The organism is Streptomyces sp. NPDC002853, from assembly GCF_053591915.1.
Genome location: NZ_JBSFUS010000005.1, coordinates 463,903 through 483,142 on the forward strand (window position 1 = coordinate 463,903; position 19,240 = coordinate 483,142).

Here is a 19,240-nt window from a genome sequence, read left to right on the forward strand (position 1 = left end):
CCGATGCAGACTGGGAGACATGAGCGAACGAGGCCGACTCGGCGACTTCCTGTACGCACGGCGTTCACAGCTGCGTCCCGCGGACGTCGGCCTCAAGGATTACGGCGACCGTCGGCGCGTGGCGGGCCTGCGCAGGGAAGAGCTCGCGCTGCTCGCCGGGGTCAGCGCCTCGTACTACACGCGGCTGGAGCAGGGACAGTCGGTGGGAGCCTCCCCGGAGATCCTGGACGCAGTGGCGCGGGCGCTCTGCCTCGACGAGTCGGAGCGGCGGCATCTGCACGACCTCGCCGACGCCGGCAGGAGGCGGACCCCGGCCCGCCGACCGCGGGCCGAGCAGGCGGGCACCACCACGCTCCATCTGCTGAGCACCCTGGAGAGCGTTCCGGCACTGGTCAGCGGCCGCCGCACCGACGTCCTCGCCTGGAACCGCCTCGGTCACGCACTGTTCGCGTCGCACCTGGGCTTCGACAGCCCTCAGCGGCCTGCCGGGCGTCCCAACCTCGCCAGGATGCTTTTCCTGGACCCGCACACCCGCGCGTTGTACGCCGACTGGACGGCGAAGGCCAGGGCCGTCGTCGAGAATCTGCGGATGGTCGCGGGGCGCCACCCCGACGACACGCTGCTGACCTCGCTCATCGGCGAACTCACCGTCAAGAGCACGGAGTTCGCCGCCCTGTGGACCGGCCACCGGGTGCATCCCTGTGACTTCGCCCGTTACGAGATGCGCCATCCCCTCGTCGGCACACTCACCGTCACCCAGCAGAGCCTCCACCTCCCCCAGGCGCAGGATCAGCACCTCGTGCTCGCCGTCACCGAGCCGGACTCGCCGTCGAGGGAAGCCCTGACCCTGCTCGGGCAGGGCGTGATGGCCGAGGACCACCCGCGCGCTGACGGCGAGCGGGCTGACGGCGAGCGGGCCGACGGCGAGCGGGTCGACGGTGAGCGGGTCGACGGCCGCGACCGCCGCGACGCGGACCGGCCGGGTGCGGCGCACGGCTTCGGAGGGCAGTTCTAGGAGGGTGTGCGCCCCTCCAACGCCGTCTGCCAGCCGGGGAGTTCGGCCTCCCGTGCCGGTGCCGCGCGGCGCCCGCCCCGGGCGAAGAAGTCGGCCAGCGGCAGCGTCGCGGCGCCGACCGTCACCGCGTCCGGGCCGAGGCGGCCCAGGCCGATGGCGACGCGCCCCGCCGGGTAGGACAGGGCGTAGGTGGGGATGTACCGCTTCACCGCGCTCAGGAAGCGCTGGCCGAGCTGGAGTCCGGCCCAGCCGCCGACGAGGATCCGCTCCGGCTGGAAGAGGTTGATCAGGTCGGCGAGACCCGCGCCCAGGTATTCGGCGGTCTCTTCGAGCACCGCGAGCGCCGTCGGATCGGCCGCGCCGCCGCCCTCGGGGTAGGCGGCGTCGAGCATGGCGGTGAGGGCGCTCTCCTCGTCCGTGCCCTTGGGCGGCAGCCCGCCCGCCTCCTGCCACCGTTCGAGCAGCGCCTCCGCACCCGCGTACGCCTCCAGGCAGCCCAGGGCCCCGCACCGGCACCGTCTGCCCTGCACCCGCACCGTGAGATGACCCCACTCAAGGGCCCGGCCCTGCTCCACGTCCTCGGTGACGACGCACGCGCCGACACCCGAACCGAACAGGACCACCACCGCGTTGCGCGTCCCGCGCCCCGCGCCGAACCACATCTCCGCCTGGCCTAGGGTCTTGGCGCCGTTGTCGATGAAGTAGGGCACGGAATCCGGGAGTTGGGACACGCCCCGGCCGGTCTCCCGCAGCAGGGCCTCCAGGGGGACCGCGTTCCAGCCGATGGTCTGGCCGTGCACGACGGCACCGAGTTCGCTGTCGCGCGCGACGATTCCGGGTACGCCGATCCCGACGCCGAGGAGACCTTCCGTGACACCCCCGGCGCCGAGCACTTCTCCCATGCCGTCACGGATGAGTTCCGTGATGCCGGCGACGTCGTGGCCCTTGAGGGTCAACGGCCTTTCGGCGCGGGCAAGTTCGGAAAGGGAGAGGTCGAAGAGCTCGACGCGTACGCGGGTCTCGCCGACGTCCACGCCGATCAGCTGACCACGGCCGGGCGCGACCCGCAGCAGCGTACGCGGGCGTCCGCCGTCGGACTCCACGCTGCCGGCCTCCTCCACCCACCCTTCCGTCACCAGCTCGGCCACGACATTGCTGATGGAACCTGAACTCAGTCCGGTGGCGGGGCCGAGCGTGAAGCGGCTCATCGGTCCCTCGAAGTACAACCGCTGCAGTACGGCGGCGCGGTTCTCCCGCCGCAGGTCGTGCACCGTGCGCCCGTTGCGCTGCCCAGCCATGTGGTTCCTTCCGGCCTGCTCTGCCTCGAAGTTGGTTCTGTGTGACCCCTTGACGGTATCTTCCCTGCCGGTTTAACTCACGTCCTAAATTAAGTCATGAGGTCATTCAAGAGTTGAACGCAGCGCCGGTTTCGGTCCGGTGTTGGGCCATCCGCCCCATGACTCCCTCCGGAAGGGACACCTGGAGCCATGCGCAGATTCCGAGCCGCCGCCTCCGTCGGCGCCGCCACCCTCTCGCTCGCCCTCACCGCGACCGCCTGCGGAGGCGGTTCGACGACGGGTGGCGAGGGGTCCAACGACTCGCCGAAGACGCTGACCTACTGGGCGTCGAACCAAGGGCCCAACATCGAGGCGGACAAGAAGATCCTCAGGCCCGAACTCGACAAGTTCGAGAAGCAGACCGGCATCAAGGTCAAGCTCGAGGTCATCCCCTGGTCGGACCTGCTCAACAAGATCCTGACGGCGACGACGTCGGGTCAGGGGCCGGACGTCCTGAACATCGGCAACACCTGGAGCGCGTCGCTGCAGGCCAGCGGAGCCCTGCTGCCCTGGGACGAGAAGAACTTCGCCAAGATCGGCGGCAAGGACCGCTTCGTGGAGTCCGCGCTCGGTTCGGCAGGAGCGGCGGACAAGGACCCGGCCGCGGTGCCGCTGTACTCCATGGCGTACGCCCTCTACTACAACAAAAAGATGTTCAAGGAGGCCGGCATAGACAAGCCGCCCGCCACCTGGGACGAGCTGGTCGAGGACGGCAAGAAGATCTCCAAGGGCGGCAAGTGGGCCCTGGGCGCGGAGGGGGCGAACCTCTCCAACAACATCCACCAGGTCTTCGCGCTCGGCAAGCAGCACGGTGCCGACTTCTTCACCCCGGACGGCAAGCCCGACTTCACCTCCGAGGGTGCGGTCGCGGCCGTGAAGCAGTACGTCGACATGATGGGCAAGGACAAGATCATCGCGCCCGGCAACGCCGAGTACGCGCAGAACCAGTCCCTGAGCGACTTCGCCAAGGACAAGACGGCCATGGTGCTGTGGCAGGCGGCGGCCACCACCTTCAAGTCGCAGGGCATGAACGACGACGAGTGGGGCGTGGCGCCCGTGCCCGTCGAGTCCGGCGCGCCGGGTCAGGGCAAGGCCACCAACTCCATGGTCGCCGGCATCAACATGGCCGTCTTCAAGAACACCAAGAACATCGACGGCTCGCTGAAGTTCGTGAAGTTCATGACGAGCGACGCCGAGCAGAAGATCCTTTGCAAGTCCTACGGCTCCGTGCCGCCGGTCAAGGCCGCCCAGGAGGACGCCGCCTTCGACCGCCCCGAGCTGAAGGTCCTGCGCGACACCCTCGCCAAGAGCGCCGCGCCCCTGCCCCAGGTGGCCAACGAGTCCCAGTTCGAGACCGCGGTCGGCACCGCCGTCAAGAATCTCTTCGCCAACGCCGCCGCCGGCCGGGCGGTGACCACCGCGTCGGTGAAGGCCGAACTGGTCAAGGCTCAGCAGCAGATGTCCCAGCAGTGAGCGACACGACCGTGCCCACTGTGCCCACCGGGACCACGACCATCGTCCGGAGCGCGGGGGAGCCGTCCGTGAAGGTCCCCGAGACGAAGCGCGGGCCGCGCCGCCGTCCCGGGCGACTCCGCCGCATCGGCCTGCCGTACCTCCTGCTGCTCCCTGCCCTCCTGCTCGAACTCCTCGTCCATCTGCTGCCGATCGTCATCGGCATCGTGATGAGCTTCAAGGAGCTCACCCAGTTCTTCATCCGTGACTGGGGCGCCGCGCCCTGGTCCGGCCTGGACAACTACAAGATCGCGGTGGACTTCGACGCGCCGGTGGGCGAGGCGCTGCTGCACTCGTTCTTCGTCACCTGCGCGTTCACGGTGCTCTCGGTCGGCCTGTGCTGGCTGATCGGGACGACCACCGCGATCTACCTGCAGGAGACGTTCAAGGGCCGGGGCTTCCTCAGGGCGCTCTTCCTCGTCCCCTACGCACTGCCCGTGTACGCCGCGGTGATCACCTGGGGCTTCATGTTCCAGCGTGACAACGGCCTCATCAACCACGTGCTGCACGATCAGCTGGGCCTCACCGACAGCGCCCCGTTCTGGCTCATCGGCGACAACAGCTTCGTCGCGCTGCTCACCGTCTCGGTGTGGAAGGGCTGGCCGTTCGCCTTCCTCATCCTGATGGCGGGGATGCAGAACATCCCCAAGGACATGTACGAGGCGGCGGCGCTCGACGGCGCCGGCATGTGGCAGCAGATCCGCCGCATCACCCTGCCGTCCCTGCGCCCCGTCAACCAGGTCCTCGTGCTCGTCCTGTTCCTGTGGACGTTCAACGACTTCAACACGCCGTACGTCCTGTTCGGCAGGTCGGCGCCGGAGGCCGCGGACCTGGTCTCGATCCACATCTACCAGTCCTCGTTCGTCACCTGGAACTTCGGCACCGGCTCCGCCATGTCCGTCCTGCTGCTCCTGTTCCTGCTCGTGGTGACGGGCGTCTATCTGCGGGTCACGTCACGCGAGAGGAAGTCCGCTCATGTCTAGCGCCCGCATGTCCGTGCGGCCGGCCGGGGCCGCGAAGCCCCGCTCGCCGATGGCGGCGCCCCGCTCGTTCCTCTGGTCACGGCGGATCTTCCTGACGCTGCTCACGGGCTTCGTGCTGCTGCCGGTGTTCGTGATGGTGTCCAGCTCGCTCAAGCCCCTCGAAGACGTGTCGGGCAAGTTCCGCTGGATGCCGAGCGGGCTCACGATCCGCCCCTACATCGACATCTGGAACACCGTCCCGCTGGCCGACTACTTCATGAATTCGCTGATCGTGGCGGGCGCGGCCACCGTCTGCTCGGTGGTGATCGCCGTCTTCGCCGCCTACGCCGTCAGCCGCTACCAGTTCCGCGGCAAGCGCGTCTTCACGGTGACGGTCCTGTCCACCCAGATGTTCCCCGGCATCCTGTTCCTGCTCCCGCTGTTCCTGATGTACGTCAACATCGGCAACGCCACGGGGATCGCCCTGTTCGGCTCGCGGGCCGGGCTCATCCTCACCTATCTGACCTTCTCGCTGCCCTTCTCGATCTGGATGCTGATCGGGTACTTCGACTCGGTGCCGCGCGACCTGGACGAGGCGGCACTCGTCGACGGCTGCGGGCCGATCGGCGCGCTCTTCCGGGTCGTCGTGCCCGCCGCGATCCCCGGCATCGTCGCGGTCGCCGTCTACGCGTTCATGACCGCATGGGGAGAAGTGCTCTTCGCCTCCGTCATGACGAACGAGGCCACCCGCACCCTCGCCATCGGCCTGCAGGGCTACTCCACCCAGAACGACGTCTACTGGAACCAGATCATGGCTGCGTCGCTGGTCGTGAGCGTGCCGGTGGTGGCGGGCTTCCTGCTGCTCCAGCGCTATCTGGTGGCCGGCCTCACCGCCGGAGCCGTCAAGTGACCTCTTCCGTCACGCCTGTTACGCCTGCCACGCCTGACTCCCTTACGTCTGAGAGGACGTCCGTGTCCGAGCTCATCGACCTTTCCGCACTCCCGCACGACTTCGCGTGGGGCACGGCCACATCGGCGTACCAGATCGAGGGGGCCGTCACCCAGGACGGCCGTTCCCCCTCGATCTGGGACACCTTCTCGCACACCCCCGGAAAGATCGACAACGACGACCACGGCGACGTGGCCTGCGACCACTACAACCGCTGGCGCGATGACATCGCGCTGATGAAGCAACTGGGTGCCAACGCCTACCGGTTGTCCCTCGCCTGGCCGCGCATCGTGCCCGGCGGCGACGGGCCGGCCAACGCCAAGGGCCTGGACTTCTACGACCAGTTGATCGACGGCCTGCTCGAAGCCGGCATCACCCCCTCGGTGACCCTCTACCACTGGGACCTGCCGCAGGTTCTCCAGGATCGCGGCGGCTGGCCCGAGCGGGAGACGGCCGAGCACTTCGCGGCGTACGCGTCCATCGCCGCCGAGCGCTTCGGTGACCGCGTCACGCAGTGGGCGACGCTGAACGAGCCCCTCTGCTCGGCCTGGATCGGTCACCTCGAAGGGCGGATGGCACCGGGACTGACCGACCTGACGGCGGCCGTACGCGCCTCGTACCACCTGCTGCTCGGGCACGGTCTCGCCACCCAGGCCATCCGCGCCGCCGCCCCCGGCGCGCAGATCGGCATCGTCAACAACCTCTCCACGGTCGAGGCCGCGAGCGACCGCCCCGAGGACGTGGCCGCCGCCCGCCGCGTGGACGGCCACACCAACCGCTGGTGGCTCGACCCGGTCCACGGCCGCGGCTTCCCGGCCGACATGCAAGAGGTCTACGGGGTCGAACTCCCCGAGCGGGCAGGCGACTTGGCGACCATCGCGCAGCCGCTCGACTGGCTGGGCCTGAACTACTACTTCCCGGCCGTGGTCTCCGACGACCCCGCGGGCCCCGCGCCCTACGCCCACCAGGTGCGCCGCGAGGGAGTTCCCCGTACCGGCATGGACTGGGAGATCGACGCGAGCGGCATCGAGACGCTCCTGCTGCGCCTGACGAACGAGTACGGCGCGCGCAAGCTGTACGTCACCGAGAACGGCTCGTCCTACCCCGACGTCGTACGCCCCGACGGAACGATCGACGACTCGGAGCGCACCGACTACCTGGTCCGCCATCTCGCCGCGTGCGCGAGCGCGGCCCGCAAGGGGGCGCCGCTGGCCGGGTACTACGCGTGGTCGCTGCTCGACAACTTCGAATGGGCCTACGGCTACGACAAGCGGTTCGGGCTCGTATACGTCGACTACGAGACGCAGCGCCGCACGATCAAGGGCAGCGGACTGCGCTACGCCGACATCATCCGCGGCCACCAGGGGCGCGTGAGCCGCGCCGCCTGACGGGCTCGCACCACTGACGGCGGCTCCCGGCTCTCCGCCGATCCGGGGGCCGCCGCGCTTGTGTGGCTCCGCCTTCCTGTGTCAGGTCGTGTTCACTTTCCGGCCCTCCTTCGCCGCCGCGCCGGTGCAGACGAGGCCGAGGAGGAGGGTGAGGCCGCCGATGATGACGTTGGTGAGGATGACGCCCATGTCCGGGCTCGTGCCGACGACCCACGGCGACACGATCATCCAGACGCCCATCGCGCACATGGCCCAGCTCAGGCCGTACATCCTGGCCGGAGCGACGGTGAACCCGAGGCCCAGCAGGCCGATCGCGATGCCCATGATGAGGTTGTGGGTCGCGAGGACGGGCTGACTCGCGGTGAAGTGGACCACCCAGGGGGAGATGGCACAGAAGAGGCCCGTGAGGAACACGGGCCCGTCCACGAGTGCCACATCGCGTCCACCGAGTACGCGGGCGTACCGATCCCGCATTTCGGATACGTCAGGGTGAGCGGCTATGTCTCCCCTGTGTGAGACGTCGGCCATGAGACTCGTCTCCTCTGCTTCGTGCAGGCCTGATCACCTCGCGCGGCGGGATGTCGCGCATATCCATTCTGCTCTTATTTTTTCTTTATGTGTAGTCGAGGGCGTTTTGTGACGGGGTGGGTGCCGCCCGTACGGGGGACCAGAACGCGCCGTCACACGCCCCGCCCGCTGGAATGAACGAGTGACCGCGCCCCCGGACGACTGCCTCGCGCGCAACGAGTGGATCTGCGGCGAGTATCTGAGCACCCGCCGCCAGATCGTCGTCGACGCCGTCCTCCAGCACCTGGAGCTGACGGCCGTCTCCGTCCTCATCGCGCTCGTCATCGCCGTGCCGCTCGCCGTCGTCGCCCGCCGCTGGGCCCTTGCGGCCGGTCCCGTCCTCGCGCTGACCACGGTCCTCTACACGATCCCCTCGCTCGCGATGTTCTCGCTGCTGCTTCCCGTGTACGGCCTCTCCGCGTCCCTGGTGGTCGCGGGACTCGTCCTGTACTCGCTGACGCTGCTCGTCCGCAACATCCTGGCCGGTCTGCGTGCCGTCCCCGAGGAGACGCGGCAGGCCGCCCGCGGCATGGGCTACGGACCGATCCGCCTCCTTCTCACGGTCGAACTGCCGCTCGCGCTGCCCGCCGCCATGGCCGGCCTGCGCATCGCCACCGTCTCCGCGGTCTCCCTCGTCACGGTCGGCGCGATCGTCGGCTTCGGCGGACTCGGAAACCTGATCTACGCGGGCATGAACACCTACTTCAAGGCGCAGGTCCTGACCGCGTCCGTGCTGTGCGTCGTCATCGCCGTACTGGCCGATCTGCTGCTCCTGGGCGTACAGCGGATCCTCACCCCGTGGACGAGGGCGGTCCGCTCATGAACACCATCAGCGATGCCTGGCAGTGGCTGACCGACTCGGCACACTGGGCGGGCGACGACGGCATCTGGCACCGGCTCACCCAGCACCTCGTGCTCACCGTGGTGTGCCTGATCCTGAGCTGCCTGATCGCGCTGCCGGTCGCGTTCGTCCTCGGCCACCTGGGCAAGGGCGGCGCGCTCGCGGTCAACATCTCCAACGTGGGCCGCGCGGTGCCCACCTTCGCGGTCCTCGTCCTGCTGCTCCTCACCCCCATCGGACAGTGGGGCGAGGGGCCCACGGTGGTGGCACTCGTCCTTTTCGCCGTGCCGCCGCTGCTCACCAACGCCTACGTCGGGATGCGCGGGGTCGACCGCAGCGTCGTCCAGGCCGCGCGCGGCATGGGGATGACGGGGCGGCAGATGCTGTGGCGGGTCGAACTGCCGCTCGCCATGCCGCTGGTCCTGAGCGGGGTGCGGATCGCGGCCGTGCAGCTCGTGGCCACCGCCACCATCGCCGCCCTCGCGGGAGGCGGGGGACTCGGCCGGATCATCACGGCCGGCTTCAACCTGGCGAGCACCCCGCAGGTGGTGGCGGGGGCGGTGCTGGTCGCCGTCTTCGCCCTGATCGTCGAGGGACTCTTCGAGATCGGCGAACGGCTCGCTCCCGGCTGGGCGCGGGGGAGAGGGCGGACAGGATGACGCGACGCGCGCTGCGTGGTGCGAGGCGGGGTGCCGCGGCCGGTCTCGGTCTCGCCCTGCTCCTGTCCGGCTGCGCTTCGGGACCGTCCCTGGAGACCCAGGGAGAGGTGACCGCGCCACCCGGCGACAGCCATCACCTGGTCGTCGGCTCCGCGGGCTTCACCGAGAGCGATCTGCTCGCCCAGATGTACTCCCTGCTCCTGCGGAAGGCCGGATACGGCGCCGACATCCTCTCGGTGGCCAACCGTGAACTCTATGAACCCGCCCTGGAGTCCGGCCAGATCGACGTCGTCCCCGAGTACGCGGCGACCTTCGCGGACTGGCTGAACGCCAAGAAGAACGGCGCGGACGCGAAACCGGTCGGCTCACCCGACCTGGCCGCCACGATGAAGGCCCTGCGCGACCTCGCCACCCCGCGCGGCCTCACCGTCCTCGACGCCGGGAAGGCCGTGGACCAGAACGCGTTCGCCGTCACCGCGTCCTTCGCGAAGAAGCACCACCTCAAGACCTTGAGCGACCTCGGCAAGTCCGGCCTGAAGGTACGCCTCGCCGCGGGCGACGAATGCGTGCAACGCCCGTACTGCGAACCCGGTCTGAAGAAGGTCTACGGCATCGACATCACCTCCGTCGACCCCAAGGGCGTGGGCACGACGCAGGCCAAGAAGGCCGTGCAGAGCGGTCAGGACCAGATGGTCCTGACCACGTCCACGGACGCCACGCTCGACAACTTCGGCCTCGTCCTGCTGAAGGACGACAAGAAACTCCAGAACGCCGACTACATCGTCCCGGTCGTCAACCGCTCCCGCGCGGGCAGCGAGGGCGTGGCGAAAGCACTCGGCCGCCTCAACTCCGTGCTGACGACGGCGGACCTGGCGTCGATGAACGAACAGGTGGACAGCTGGCGCAGACTGCCGCAGGACGTGGCACGGACGTACCTGGAGGAGAAGGGGCTGCTGTGACGCCCGCCGGTCTGCTGTGACGGCCTCGCGCGTGACCGTCAGGCGTCGGCCACCGAGTCGAACTCCACCTGATCCCGGGGCACGCCCTGCGCGTCCGCGTCCACCGAGCGGCGCAGGGCCTCGTGCAGTTTCGCGGGGGTCAGTACGCCGAGGAAGCGGGCCCCGTCGAGGACCGCGACCCAGCCCGCGTCGTGCTGCAGCATCACGCCGAACGCCTGCTTGAGCGGGGCGCCCACCGGGACCCATGCCTTCATGCGATGGGCCAGGTCACCGACCCTGCCGCCCTCGCCGGCCAGCGCGACCTCGTCGATGCCGACCCAGCCGTGCAGATCTCCGCCCGTGTCCAGGACGACGCCCCAGCGGGCGTCCTCCTCGCGCATCCGGGCCGCGGCGTGCGCGGCGGGCTCGTCGAGGCGGACCACCGTCGGCTGCTCCAGGTCGTCCGGCAGGATTTCCGTGACCGAGAGCCGCTTCAGGCCCCGGTCGGCGCCCACGAACCCGGCGACATACGGCGTGGCCGGGGTGCCGAGCACTGCCCCGGGGGTGTCGTACTGCTCGATGCGCCCCTGCCCGTACACCGCGATCCGGTCTCCGAGCCTGACCGCCTCCTCGATGTCGTGCGTGACCAGGAGAACCGTCTTGCGGACCGTCGCCTGCATCCGCAGGAACTCGTCCTGCAACTGTTCGCGCACCACCGGGTCGACCGCCCCGAACGGCTCATCCATGAGAAGTACGGGCGGATCGGCGGCCAGGGCACGCGCCACGCCCACGCGCTGGCGCTGCCCGCCCGACAACTGCTCGGGATAGCGGGAGCCGTACGTCTTCGGGTCCAGGCCCACCAGGTCGAGCAGCTCGGCCGCGCGCGCCCGTGCCTTCGCCTTCTTCCAGCCGACCAGCGCGGGGACCGTCGCGGTGTTGTCGAGGACCGTGCGGTGCGGGAAGAGCCCCACCTGCTGGATGACATAGCCGATTCGGCGGCGGAGGCGGACCGGGTCGACGTCCGCGATGTTCTCGCCGTTGACGAAGATGCGGCCCGCGGTCGGCTCGATGAGACGGTTCACCATCATCATCGTGGTCGTCTTGCCGCATCCGGACGGTCCGACGAGGGTGACCAGTTCACCCTCGGCGACCTCGAAGGACAGCTCGTCCACGGCCATCGTGCCGTCCGGGTAGCGCTTGCTGACCTGCTCGAACCGGATCATGCACTCACGCTAACCGCGGCCTTCACACTCCGCTCACCAGCACCACCTCCAGGGTGCGCGGGCCGTGCACGCCCTCCACCCGGTCCAGTTCGATGTCGCTGGTGGCGGACGGTCCCGAGATCCAGGTCAGCGGGCGGGCGGGGTCGAGCCGTTCGAGTGCCTGCGGGACGGAGGAGACCACCTGGTCCGGGACCCGCACGACACAGATGTGGTGGTCGGGGACGAGCGTGATGCGCCGACGGCCCTGGTCGGGGCCGCCGTCCAGGACGATCGTGCCGGTCTCGGCGACGGCGATCGCACAGCCGGTGACGACGCTGTCGGTGGCGTCCAGCTCCCGCGCGGTGTGCGCCGCGAGATCCTGGACGAGAGCGGCCGGGCCGCCGTCGGACAGCCAGTGGGGCGGCAGCGCGGGCGGTACGAGCACCGTGCGCGAGCCCCGCTCGGCGAGAAGCCGCGCGAGCAGGGCCGGGAGCCGGTCGTCGTGTGTGCGGTGCACCTTCGCTCGGTAGTCCGCCAGGTTCTCCGCCAGCAGGTCGACGGTCTGCTCGGTGGTGCGGTCGCCGTGCTCACGCAGGTAGCCGCGGGGGAGGGTCGTGGCGGGCGTATCTGGTTCCCCGCCGTCGCGTACGTCGGCCAGTGCTCGCCGGACGCGCCCCAGGATCTGCTCCCTGCTGCTCACTTCTCGCCGCCCTTCTGCGCCCGGTCGCCGGACGTACGCAGCCACCACTCGCGGAACGGCTCCGCGGGCACCTTCGGCAGGTCCCGTGTCCCGCTCCACGCCCGACCCGGTCCGGGCAGCGTGCGCGGATGGACGCGCCGGGTCCCGGACGCAAGCCGCTGACCGGCCCGCAGCACCCCGGGACGACCGAACGCCCAGCCCGCCGCGCGCATCGCCGCCCGCTCCGCGGCGTGCCCCTTCGCGGGCCGCAGCGTCACCTTCGATCCGTGCCGGGTCACTTCGCCGCCCTGGACCACCCGCTCGCGCAGGTGCACGAGGACTTCGGGGATGTCGATGGCCACCGGGCACACCTCGTAGCAGGCACCGCAGAGGGACGAGGCGTACGGGAGTGAGGCGTCGATCTCGCTCTGGGTGCCGCGCAGTTGAGGGCTGAGGATCGCTCCGATGGGGCCGGGGTAGACCGAGCCGTACGCGTGGCCGCCCGCGCGCTCGTACACCGGGCAGACGTTGAGGCAGGCCGAGCAGCGGATGCAGCGCAGTGCCTGGCGGCCCACCTCGTCGGCGAGCGTGTCGCTGCGGCCGTTGTCGAGGAGCACGAGGTGGAACGTGCTCGGGCCGTCCTCCTCGGACGTGCCCGTCCACATCGACGTATACGGGTTCATCCGCTCGGCCGTCGAGGAGCGGGGGAGGGTCTGCAGGAAGACCTCCAGGTCCCGCCAGCTCGGCACGATCTTCTCGATGCCGACGACCGAGATCAGCGTCTCGGGAAGCGTCAGGCACATGCGGCCGTTGCCCTCGGACTCGACGACGACCAGGGTGCCCGTCTCGGCGACCATGAAGTTCGCCCCGGAGACGCCGACCTTGGCGCGCAGGAACTTCTCCCGGAGGTGGAGACGGGCGGCCTCGGCGAGTTCGGCGGGCGTGTCGGTGAGGCCTTCGGGGGCCGGACGACCCCACTCGCTCATCTCGCGCGCGAAGATCCCGCGGATCTCACCGCGGTTGCGGTGGATGGCGGGCACGAGGATGTGCGAGGGGCGGTCCTTGCCCAGCTGCACGATGAGCTCGGCGAGGTCGGTCTCGTACGCGTGGATGCCCGCCTCTTCGAGCGCTTCGTTGAGGCCGATCTCCTGCGTGGCCATCGACTTGACCTTGACGACCTCCGACTCGCCCGTCTCCTGGACAAGGCGGGTCACGATGCGGTTGGCCTCGTCCGCGTCGGCGGCCCAATGCACGATGCCGCCCGCCGCCGTGACCGACTCCTCCAGCTGGACCAGATAGTGGTCGAGACGGGAGAGGGTATGGTCCTTGATCTGTTTCCCGGCCTCGCGCAGCTGTGCCCAGTCGTCCAACTCCGCGACGGCGCGGGCCCGTTTGTCGCGGATGGTGTGTGTGGCGTGCCGCAGGTTGGCGCGCAGGGTCTTGTCGCCCACGGCCTCGCGGGCCGCGACGGGGAAGGCGGGCATGCCCACGAAGGTGCCGCTCGTGCCGCTCACACCGCTCATGACAGGGGCTCCTCTTCCGTGCTCGCCAGGATCTCCGCGATGTGGACCGGACGCAGCCCGCTCTTCAGGCGGGTCATGGTGCCCCCGATGTGCATCAGGCAGGAGTTGTCCGCCGCACACAGCACGTCGGCGCCCGTCGACTCGGCGTTGCGCACCTTGTCCGTGCCCATCGCCGATGAGACGTCGGAGTTCTTCATGGCGAAGGTGCCGCCGAATCCGCAGCACTCGTCCGCGCCCGGGAGCGCGCGCAGTTCCAGGCCCTTGACCGCCTGGAGCAGGCGCGTGGGTCGATCGCCGAGACCCAGGCTGCGCAGGCCGTGACAGGTCGGGTGGTACGTCACCGTGTGCGGGTAGTACGCCCCGACGTCCGTCACACCAAGGACGTCCACCAGGAACTCGGTGAGTTCGTAGGTCTTGGGCACGACCGGTGCCAGCGTCGCCGCCAGGCTTCCGCCGCGGCCCTCCGAACGCGCCCGTTCTCCCATGCGGGGGTACAGCTCGCGGACCATCGCCCCGCACGAACCCGACGGCGTCACGATCGCGTCGTACTCATCCGAACCAAAGACATCGGAGAAATGACGGGCGAGTGGCTCTGCCTGGTGACGGTAGCCCGTGTTGTAGTGCGCCTGTCCGCAGCAGGTCTGCGCCATCGGGAAGTCGACCTCAACTCCCAGCCTGGTCAGCAGTTTCACCACCGCTCGGCCCGTGCCCGGATAGAGCGTGTCATTGACACAGGTCAGGAACAGGGCGACACGCATCGCGGGTTCCTCCTCGTCGATCATCGGATGGATGCAGCGTAGGCGCTACGCGCGCTTTGCGGGAGTCATGACGCCGGGACGCGTCGGGACGCCGCATCCCACGCCGCACGGCGCGCCGGGTCACCGGTCGGTTCGTAGCGAGTCAGGTGCTGGGTGCGGGCCAGCAGGGCGCGCATCTGGTGACGGTCATCGCCCACCAGGCCGTGCGCCCGGGCCTGGACCAGTACGTTGCCGAGCGCCGCTGCCTCTGCCGGGCCCGCGACGACGGGCAGCCCGCAGGCGTCCGCGGTCAGTTGGCACAGAAGAGAGTTGCGCGCGCCGCCGCCGACCATGTGGACCACGTCCACGGTGCGGTCCGCCAGGCGCTGGGCGTCCTCGATGGCCCGGCGGTGGGCCAGGGCCAGCGAGTCGAGGATGCAGCGGGTCGTCTCGGCGGGGGTGGCCGGAGCGGGCTGTCCGGTGGCTGTGCAGGCGTCGGCGATGCGGTGCGGCATGTTGCCGGGAGACAAGAAGGCGGGGTCCGCCGCGTCGACGAGTGAGCGCAGGGCGGGAACGGCGGCGGCTTCGAGCAGCAGCGCTTCCAGGCCGGGGGCGCCCGCGTCCGTGTTCCAGGTGCGCAGGCACTCCTGGAGCAGCCACAGGCCCATGATGTTGCGCAGGTAGCGGACCGTGCCGTCTATGCCGAGCTCATTGGTGAAGTTGGCCCTGCGACTCTCCTCGGTGCGGACGGGTGCGGTCAGCTCCAGGCCCGCGAGGGACCAGGTGCCGGTGCAGATGTAGGCGAAGTCGTCGGTCGTGGCGGGTACGGCGGCGACGGCTGACGCGGTGTCGTGCGAGGCGACGGTCGTCACCGGGGTGGGCGAGGTGAGGCCGGCGTCTTCGAGTACCTGAGGGAGCAGGTGACCTGCGGGGGAGCCCGGGTGCCGCAACGCAGGGAACAGGGCCAGGTCGATGCCGAGACGCGTGGCCACCTCGTGGGACCAGGTGCCTGTGCCGGGGTCCATGAGCTGTGTGGTGGAGGCGTTGGTCAGCTCGGTGCCGAGCTCGCCCGTCAGCCAGTACGTCAGCAGATCCGGGATCAACAACAGGCGTTCGGCTGCCGCCAGTTGAGCGGAACCCTGCGCGGCGATCAGTTGGTACAGGGTGTTGAAGGGCGCGTATTGGATGCCTGTGGTGGCGTAGAGCTCGGTGGGTGGGACGGTCGTCCATGCCTTGGCCGCGATGCCCTCGGTGCGGGCGTCGCGGTAGTGCACCGGGTTGCCCAGGAGCGCGCGATCCGCGTCGAGCAGGCCGTAGTCGACTGCCCAGCTGTCGATGCCGATGGACGTGAGGGGGGCGGCGGATCCCGCGACGCGCAGACCGGCGAGGATCTCGGCGTACAGGGACAGGACGTCCCAGTGCAGGGTGCCGGCGATACGGACGGGGCGGTTGGGGAAGCGGTGTGCCTCCTGGAGGGTGAGGGTGTCGGGGCCCGCCTCGGCCACCATGACGCGTCCGCTGGAGGCGCCGAGGTCGACGGCGGCGAAGTGGTGTGGTGAGTGACGGCGGGGACGCGGGCGGGAGTTGGGCATGGTGGCTCGCAGGGTTGAGGGTCGAGGGTCAGGTCCGGTGTTCGGCGGCCGTGTGCCGCTCTTGTGGGCGGGCGTTCCGGTGGCGCCTCCCTCCGGCCGTGGCGCCGGCCGGAGGGGGTGTGGGCTACCTGAGGAACGCCGCCGCGACGCCCGCGTCCACCGGTATGTGCAGACCCGTCGTGTGGGTCAGATCGCCTGCCGTCAGGGCGAAGACCGCGTTGGCCACGTGCTCGGGGAGCACCTCGCGCTTGAGGAGGGTGCGCTGGGCGTAGAACTCGCCCAGGTTCTCCTCCTCGATCCCGTACGTCGCCGCGCGCTGCGCGCCCCAGCCGCCCGCGAAGATCCCCGAGCCGCGAACCACTCCGTCCGGGTTGATGCCGTTCACGCGGATGCCGTGCTCACCCAACTCCGCTGCCAAAAGCCGTACTTGGTGGGCCTGGTCGGCCTTGGTGGCGGAGTACGCGATGTTGTTCGGGCCCGCGAACACCGCGTTCTTGGACGTGATGTAGATGATGTCGCCGCCCAGCGACTGGTCCCGCATGACGCGGGCCGCCTCGCGGGAGACGAGGAAGGAGCCGCGGGCCATGATGTCGTGCTGGAGGTCCCAGTCCCGGGCCGTGGTGTCGAGCAGGGGTTTGGAGATGGAGATGCCCGCGTTGTTCACCACCAGGTCGACTCCGCCGAAGGCCAGGGCCGCCGACTTGAAGGCGGCCGTGATCTGCTCCTCGGACGTGACGTCCATGGGGATGGCCACTGCCTTGTCCGGGCCGCCCAGCTCGTCCGCCACGGCGGCCGCGTTCTCCGCGTTCAGGTCCGCCACCGCGACACAGGCGCCCTCCGCCACCAGGCGGTGCGCGATCGCCTTGCCGATGCCGCTGCCCGCTCCGGTCACGAGGGCGACGCGGGTCGCCAGGGGCTTGGGCTTCGGGAGGCGTTGCAGCTTGGCCTCCTCCAGCGGCCAGTACTCGATGCGGAACTTCTCCGACTCGTCGATCGGTGCGTATGTGGAGACCGCCTCGGCGCCTCGCATGACGTTGATGGCGTTCACGTAGAACTCGCCTGCCACACGGGCCGTCTGCTTGTCCTTGCCGAAGGAGAACATGCCCACGCCCGGGATGAGGACGATGGCCGGGTCGGCGCCGCGCATGGCGGGGGATGCGGGGTCGGCATGGCGGGTGTAGTAGGCCGCGTACTCCTCCCGGTAGGCGGCGTGCAGTTCCTGGAGGCGCGCGACGGCCTCCTGGAGCGGGGCGGTCGGCGGCAGGTCCAGGACCAGCGGCCTGATCTTCGTGCGGAGGAAGTGGTCGGGGCAGGAGGTGCCCAGGGCCGCAAGACGCGGGTGCTCTGTCGCGGCCAGGAAGTCCAGGACGGTGTCCGTGTCGGTGAAGTGGCCGACCTGGGGGCGGTCCTGCGAGGCCAGCGCGCGGATGTGCGGGGCCAGTTGGGCCGCACGGTCGAGGCGGGCGGCGGTGGGGAGCGGGCAAAACCCCTCCAGGGCCGGGCCGAACGGGGCGGGCTTTCCACGGTCGGCGAGAAATGCCTCCGCCGTGTGGATGATGTGCAGCGAGTTGCGCTCGCATTCGTCGGCCGTGGCACCCCAGGCCGTGATGCCGTGCCCGCCCAGGACGCAGCCGATGGCATCGGGGTGGGCCGCCTGGACCGCCGCGATGTCCAGGCCGAGCTGGAAGCCGGGGCGCCGCCAGGGCACCCAGGCCACCGTGGGGCCGAAGCACTCGGCCGTCAGCTTCTCGCCGTCCGCCGCGCAGGCCAGGGCGATGCCCGAGTCCGGGTGCAGGTGGTCCACGTGCGGTGCGTCCACCAAGGCGTGCATCGCGGTGTCGATGGAGGGTGCCGCGCCTCCCTTGCCGTGCAGGCAGTAGTCGAAGGCGCCGACCATCTCGTCCTCGCGGTCCGGGCCCGCGTACACCTCCTTCAGTGCGTGGAGGCGGTCGAGGCGCAGGACCGCGAGGCCGTCCTCGGTGAGGGTGCCCAGGTCGCCGCCCGAGCCCTTGACCCACATCAGGTCCGTGTCCGCGCCCGTGACCGGGTCGGGGGCCGTGCCCTTCGCCGACGCGTTGCCGCCCGCGTAATTGGTGTTGCGCGGGTCGGCGCCCAGGCGGTGGGCACGGTCGAGGAGTTCCGTGATGCGTGCGTGCTGTGTCATGTCGCTCATGCCCCCCATCCGGCCTGCTCGCCGCCCACGCGGTCCTTGACGATCTGCTCCTGCCAGCCTGACTCCCGATAGGCCCTCATGGGATCAGGGGCGAGCCCCGACTCCTCCCTGACTTCTGCCAGTAGGGGGCGGACGTCCGTGTTGAACGCGTCCATCAGGGCCGCGTTGGCGGCGAGCACGTCCCCGGTCCGCTGGGCCTCGGCCAGCGCGTCCGCGTCGACGAGGAGGGCCTTCGCCGTGGCCTCCTGCACGTTCATCACCGAGCGGATGATCGCGGGGATCTTCGCCTCGATGTTGTGGCACTGGTCGAGCATGAAAGCGATGTCCGAGTCCAGGCCACCGCCCCGGACGACCTCGTACATGATGCGGAAGAGCTGGAAGGGGTCCGCGGCGCCCGCCATCAGGTCGTCGTCGGCGTAGAAGCGCGAGTTGAAGTCGAAGCCGCCCAGGCGGCCCTCGCGCAGGAGGGTCGCGACGATGAACTCGATGTTGGTGCCGGGCGCGTGGTGGCCGGTGTCCACGACCACCTGCGCCTTCGGGCCGAGCTTCAGGCAGTGTGCGTAGGCAGTGCCCCAGTCCGGGATGTCCGTCGCGTAGAAGGCGGGCTCGAAGAGCTTGTACTCGATGAGCATGCGCTGGTCGTCGCCGAGCCGGTCGTACGTGGTCGCCAGCGCCTCCGAGAGCCGGTCCTGGCGGCTGCGGAGATCGTCCTGGCCCGGGTAGTTGGTGCCGTCGGAGAACCACAGCTTCAGGTCGCGTGAACCCGTCGCGTCCATGATGTCCACGCACTCGAGAAGGTGGTCGAGCGCCTTGCGCCGGATCGTCGGGTCGGGGTTGGTGACCGAGCCGAGCTTGTAGTCGTCGTCCTGGAAGACGTTGGCGTTGATCGCGCCGAGCCGGACGCCGCGCTCGGCCGAGTAGTCCGCGAGCGCCGCGTAGTCGTCGACCTTGTCCCAGGGGATGTGCAGGGCGACCCTGGGCGCCACGCCCGTGTGGGCGTGCACGCGGGCGGCGTCATCCAGCTTCTCCCGGGTCGTGCGGGGGACACCTGGCTGCGCGAAGACCTTGAAGCGCGTACCGGAGTTGCCGTATGCCCAGGACGGGGTCTCCAGGGCCTGGGTGGTGAGTGCCGCTTTCACGGCGTCCTTGCTGGTTCCGGCGGTCAT

General features: G+C 69.9%; 17 protein-coding genes. 8 read left to right on the forward strand and 9 right to left on the reverse strand.

Going from position 1 to position 19,240, the window contains the following annotated elements; all coding sequences use genetic code 11:
* Positions 1-19 precede the first annotated feature (19 nt).
* Positions 20-1,015, forward strand: coding sequence for a helix-turn-helix transcriptional regulator (locus tag ACWD02_RS16715; protein ID WP_451210491.1), 996 nt, complete (start codon positions 20-22; stop codon positions 1,013-1,015).
* Here the strand turns inward: ACWD02_RS16715 and ACWD02_RS16720 are convergent.
* Entirely contained in the window at positions 1,012-2,313 is a 1,302-nt protein-coding gene (locus tag ACWD02_RS16720; RefSeq protein ID WP_451210494.1) for an ROK family transcriptional regulator, read from the reverse strand. The genes ACWD02_RS16715 and ACWD02_RS16720 overlap by 4 nt on opposite strands.
* A gap of 189 nt (positions 2,314-2,502) precedes the next feature.
* Between ACWD02_RS16720 and ACWD02_RS16725 the strand changes: the two genes are divergently transcribed.
* The 4 genes from ACWD02_RS16725 to ACWD02_RS16740 all read left to right on the forward strand — a co-directional run bounded on the left by ACWD02_RS16725 (position 2,503) and on the right by ACWD02_RS16740 (position 7,163).
* Positions 2,503-3,825 (forward strand): ABC transporter substrate-binding protein, encoded by a 1,323-nt coding sequence (locus tag ACWD02_RS16725; RefSeq protein ID WP_451210497.1) that lies wholly within the window; start codon positions 2,503-2,505, stop codon positions 3,823-3,825.
* 41 nt (positions 3,826-3,866) lie between these two features.
* Positions 3,867-4,847 carry a carbohydrate ABC transporter permease gene (locus ACWD02_RS16730; protein WP_451210809.1) on the forward strand — a complete coding sequence of 327 codons (981 nt, stop codon included), beginning with the start codon at positions 3,867-3,869 and terminating at the stop codon, positions 4,845-4,847.
* Positions 4,840-5,736, forward strand: a complete 897-nt coding sequence (locus tag ACWD02_RS16735; RefSeq protein WP_451210500.1) for a carbohydrate ABC transporter permease — start codon at positions 4,840-4,842, stop codon at positions 5,734-5,736. The genes ACWD02_RS16730 and ACWD02_RS16735 overlap by 8 nt, the downstream gene beginning before the upstream one ends.
* A 62-nt stretch (positions 5,737-5,798) precedes the next feature.
* Positions 5,799-7,163, forward strand: a complete 1,365-nt coding sequence (locus ACWD02_RS16740; RefSeq protein WP_451210502.1) for a GH1 family beta-glucosidase — start codon at positions 5,799-5,801, stop codon at positions 7,161-7,163.
* Positions 7,164-7,244: 81 nt separating this feature from the next.
* Here ACWD02_RS16740 and ACWD02_RS16745 read toward each other — a convergent pair whose 3' ends face one another.
* Positions 7,245-7,691 (reverse strand): SPW repeat protein, encoded by a 447-nt coding sequence (locus ACWD02_RS16745; protein ID WP_451210505.1) that lies wholly within the window; start codon positions 7,689-7,691, stop codon positions 7,245-7,247.
* 181 nt (positions 7,692-7,872) lie between these two features.
* On the opposite strand from ACWD02_RS16745, the gene ACWD02_RS16750 reads away from it, so the two are divergent.
* Genes ACWD02_RS16750 through ACWD02_RS16760 form a run of 3 tightly spaced genes read left to right on the forward strand, consistent with a single transcriptional unit; the run spans position 7,873 to position 10,189 of the window.
* Positions 7,873-8,553: an ABC transporter permease gene (locus tag ACWD02_RS16750; RefSeq protein ID WP_451210508.1), complete on the forward strand. Its 681-nt coding sequence runs from the start codon at positions 7,873-7,875 to the stop codon at positions 8,551-8,553.
* A complete protein-coding gene (locus tag ACWD02_RS16755) occupies positions 8,550-9,230 on the forward strand; it encodes an ABC transporter permease (protein ID WP_451210511.1) in 681 nt (226 codons plus the stop codon). Before ACWD02_RS16750 ends, ACWD02_RS16755 begins: the two co-directional genes overlap by 4 nt.
* Positions 9,227-10,189: an ABC transporter substrate-binding protein gene (locus ACWD02_RS16760; RefSeq protein WP_451210515.1), complete on the forward strand. Its 963-nt coding sequence runs from the start codon at positions 9,227-9,229 to the stop codon at positions 10,187-10,189. The genes ACWD02_RS16755 and ACWD02_RS16760 overlap by 4 nt, the downstream gene beginning before the upstream one ends.
* A 38-nt stretch (positions 10,190-10,227) precedes the next feature.
* Here ACWD02_RS16760 and ACWD02_RS16765 read toward each other — a convergent pair whose 3' ends face one another.
* The 7 genes from ACWD02_RS16765 to rhaI all read right to left on the reverse strand — a co-directional run bounded on the left by ACWD02_RS16765 (position 10,228) and on the right by rhaI (position 19,240).
* A complete protein-coding gene (locus ACWD02_RS16765) occupies positions 10,228-11,391 on the reverse strand; it encodes an ABC transporter ATP-binding protein (protein ID WP_451210518.1) in 1,164 nt (387 codons plus the stop codon).
* Positions 11,392-11,413: 22 nt separating this feature from the next.
* Positions 11,414-12,070: a LutC/YkgG family protein gene (locus ACWD02_RS16770; RefSeq protein ID WP_451210520.1), complete on the reverse strand. Its 657-nt coding sequence runs from the start codon at positions 12,068-12,070 to the stop codon at positions 11,414-11,416.
* Positions 12,067-13,572, reverse strand: coding sequence for a LutB/LldF family L-lactate oxidation iron-sulfur protein (locus ACWD02_RS16775; RefSeq protein WP_451210523.1), 1,506 nt, complete (start codon positions 13,570-13,572; stop codon positions 12,067-12,069). Before ACWD02_RS16775 ends, ACWD02_RS16770 begins: the two co-directional genes overlap by 4 nt.
* Complete coding sequence (locus ACWD02_RS16780) at positions 13,569-14,330, reverse strand: (Fe-S)-binding protein (protein ID WP_451210812.1); 762 nt, start codon at positions 14,328-14,330, stop codon at positions 13,569-13,571. The genes ACWD02_RS16775 and ACWD02_RS16780 overlap by 4 nt, the downstream gene beginning before the upstream one ends.
* A gap of 65 nt (positions 14,331-14,395) precedes the next feature.
* A complete protein-coding gene (locus tag ACWD02_RS16785; RefSeq protein ID WP_451210526.1) occupies positions 14,396-15,901 on the reverse strand; it encodes a rhamnulokinase in 1,506 nt (501 codons plus the stop codon).
* A gap of 124 nt (positions 15,902-16,025) precedes the next feature.
* Entirely contained in the window at positions 16,026-18,065 is a 2,040-nt protein-coding gene (locus tag ACWD02_RS16790; protein ID WP_451210814.1) for a bifunctional aldolase/short-chain dehydrogenase, read from the reverse strand.
* Between the two features lie 5 nt (positions 18,066-18,070).
* On the reverse strand, positions 18,071-19,240 hold the full coding sequence (gene rhaI / locus ACWD02_RS16795) for an L-rhamnose isomerase (protein WP_451210529.1): 1,170 nt from the start codon (positions 19,238-19,240) through the stop codon (positions 18,071-18,073).

Coding starts and splice junctions, on each gene's coding strand:
- ACWD02_RS16715 (WP_451210491.1), top strand. CDS start 20: ATGAGCGAACGAGGCCGACTCGGCGACTTCCTGTACGCACGGCGTTCA.
- ACWD02_RS16720 (WP_451210494.1), bottom strand. CDS start 2,313: ATGGCTGGGCAGCGCAACGGGCGCACGGTGCACGACCTGCGGCGGGAG.
- ACWD02_RS16725 (WP_451210497.1), top strand. CDS start 2,503: ATGCGCAGATTCCGAGCCGCCGCCTCCGTCGGCGCCGCCACCCTCTCG.
- ACWD02_RS16735 (WP_451210500.1), top strand. CDS start 4,840: ATGTCTAGCGCCCGCATGTCCGTGCGGCCGGCCGGGGCCGCGAAGCCC.
- ACWD02_RS16745 (WP_451210505.1), bottom strand. CDS start 7,691: ATGGCCGACGTCTCACACAGGGGAGACATAGCCGCTCACCCTGACGTA.
- ACWD02_RS16755 (WP_451210511.1), top strand. CDS start 8,550: ATGAACACCATCAGCGATGCCTGGCAGTGGCTGACCGACTCGGCACAC.
- ACWD02_RS16760 (WP_451210515.1), top strand. CDS start 9,227: ATGACGCGACGCGCGCTGCGTGGTGCGAGGCGGGGTGCCGCGGCCGGT.
- ACWD02_RS16765 (WP_451210518.1), bottom strand. CDS start 11,391: ATGATCCGGTTCGAGCAGGTCAGCAAGCGCTACCCGGACGGCACGATG.
- ACWD02_RS16775 (WP_451210523.1), bottom strand. CDS start 13,572: ATGAGCGGTGTGAGCGGCACGAGCGGCACCTTCGTGGGCATGCCCGCC.
- ACWD02_RS16780 (WP_451210812.1), bottom strand. CDS start 14,330: ATGCGTGTCGCCCTGTTCCTGACCTGTGTCAATGACACGCTCTATCCG.
- ACWD02_RS16785 (WP_451210526.1), bottom strand. CDS start 15,901: ATGCCCAACTCCCGCCCGCGTCCCCGCCGTCACTCACCACACCACTTC.
- ACWD02_RS16790 (WP_451210814.1), bottom strand. CDS start 18,065: ATGACACAGCACGCACGCATCACGGAACTCCTCGACCGTGCCCACCGC.
- rhaI (WP_451210529.1), bottom strand. CDS start 19,240: ATGACCGCCGGAACCAGCAAGGACGCCGTGAAAGCGGCACTCACCACC.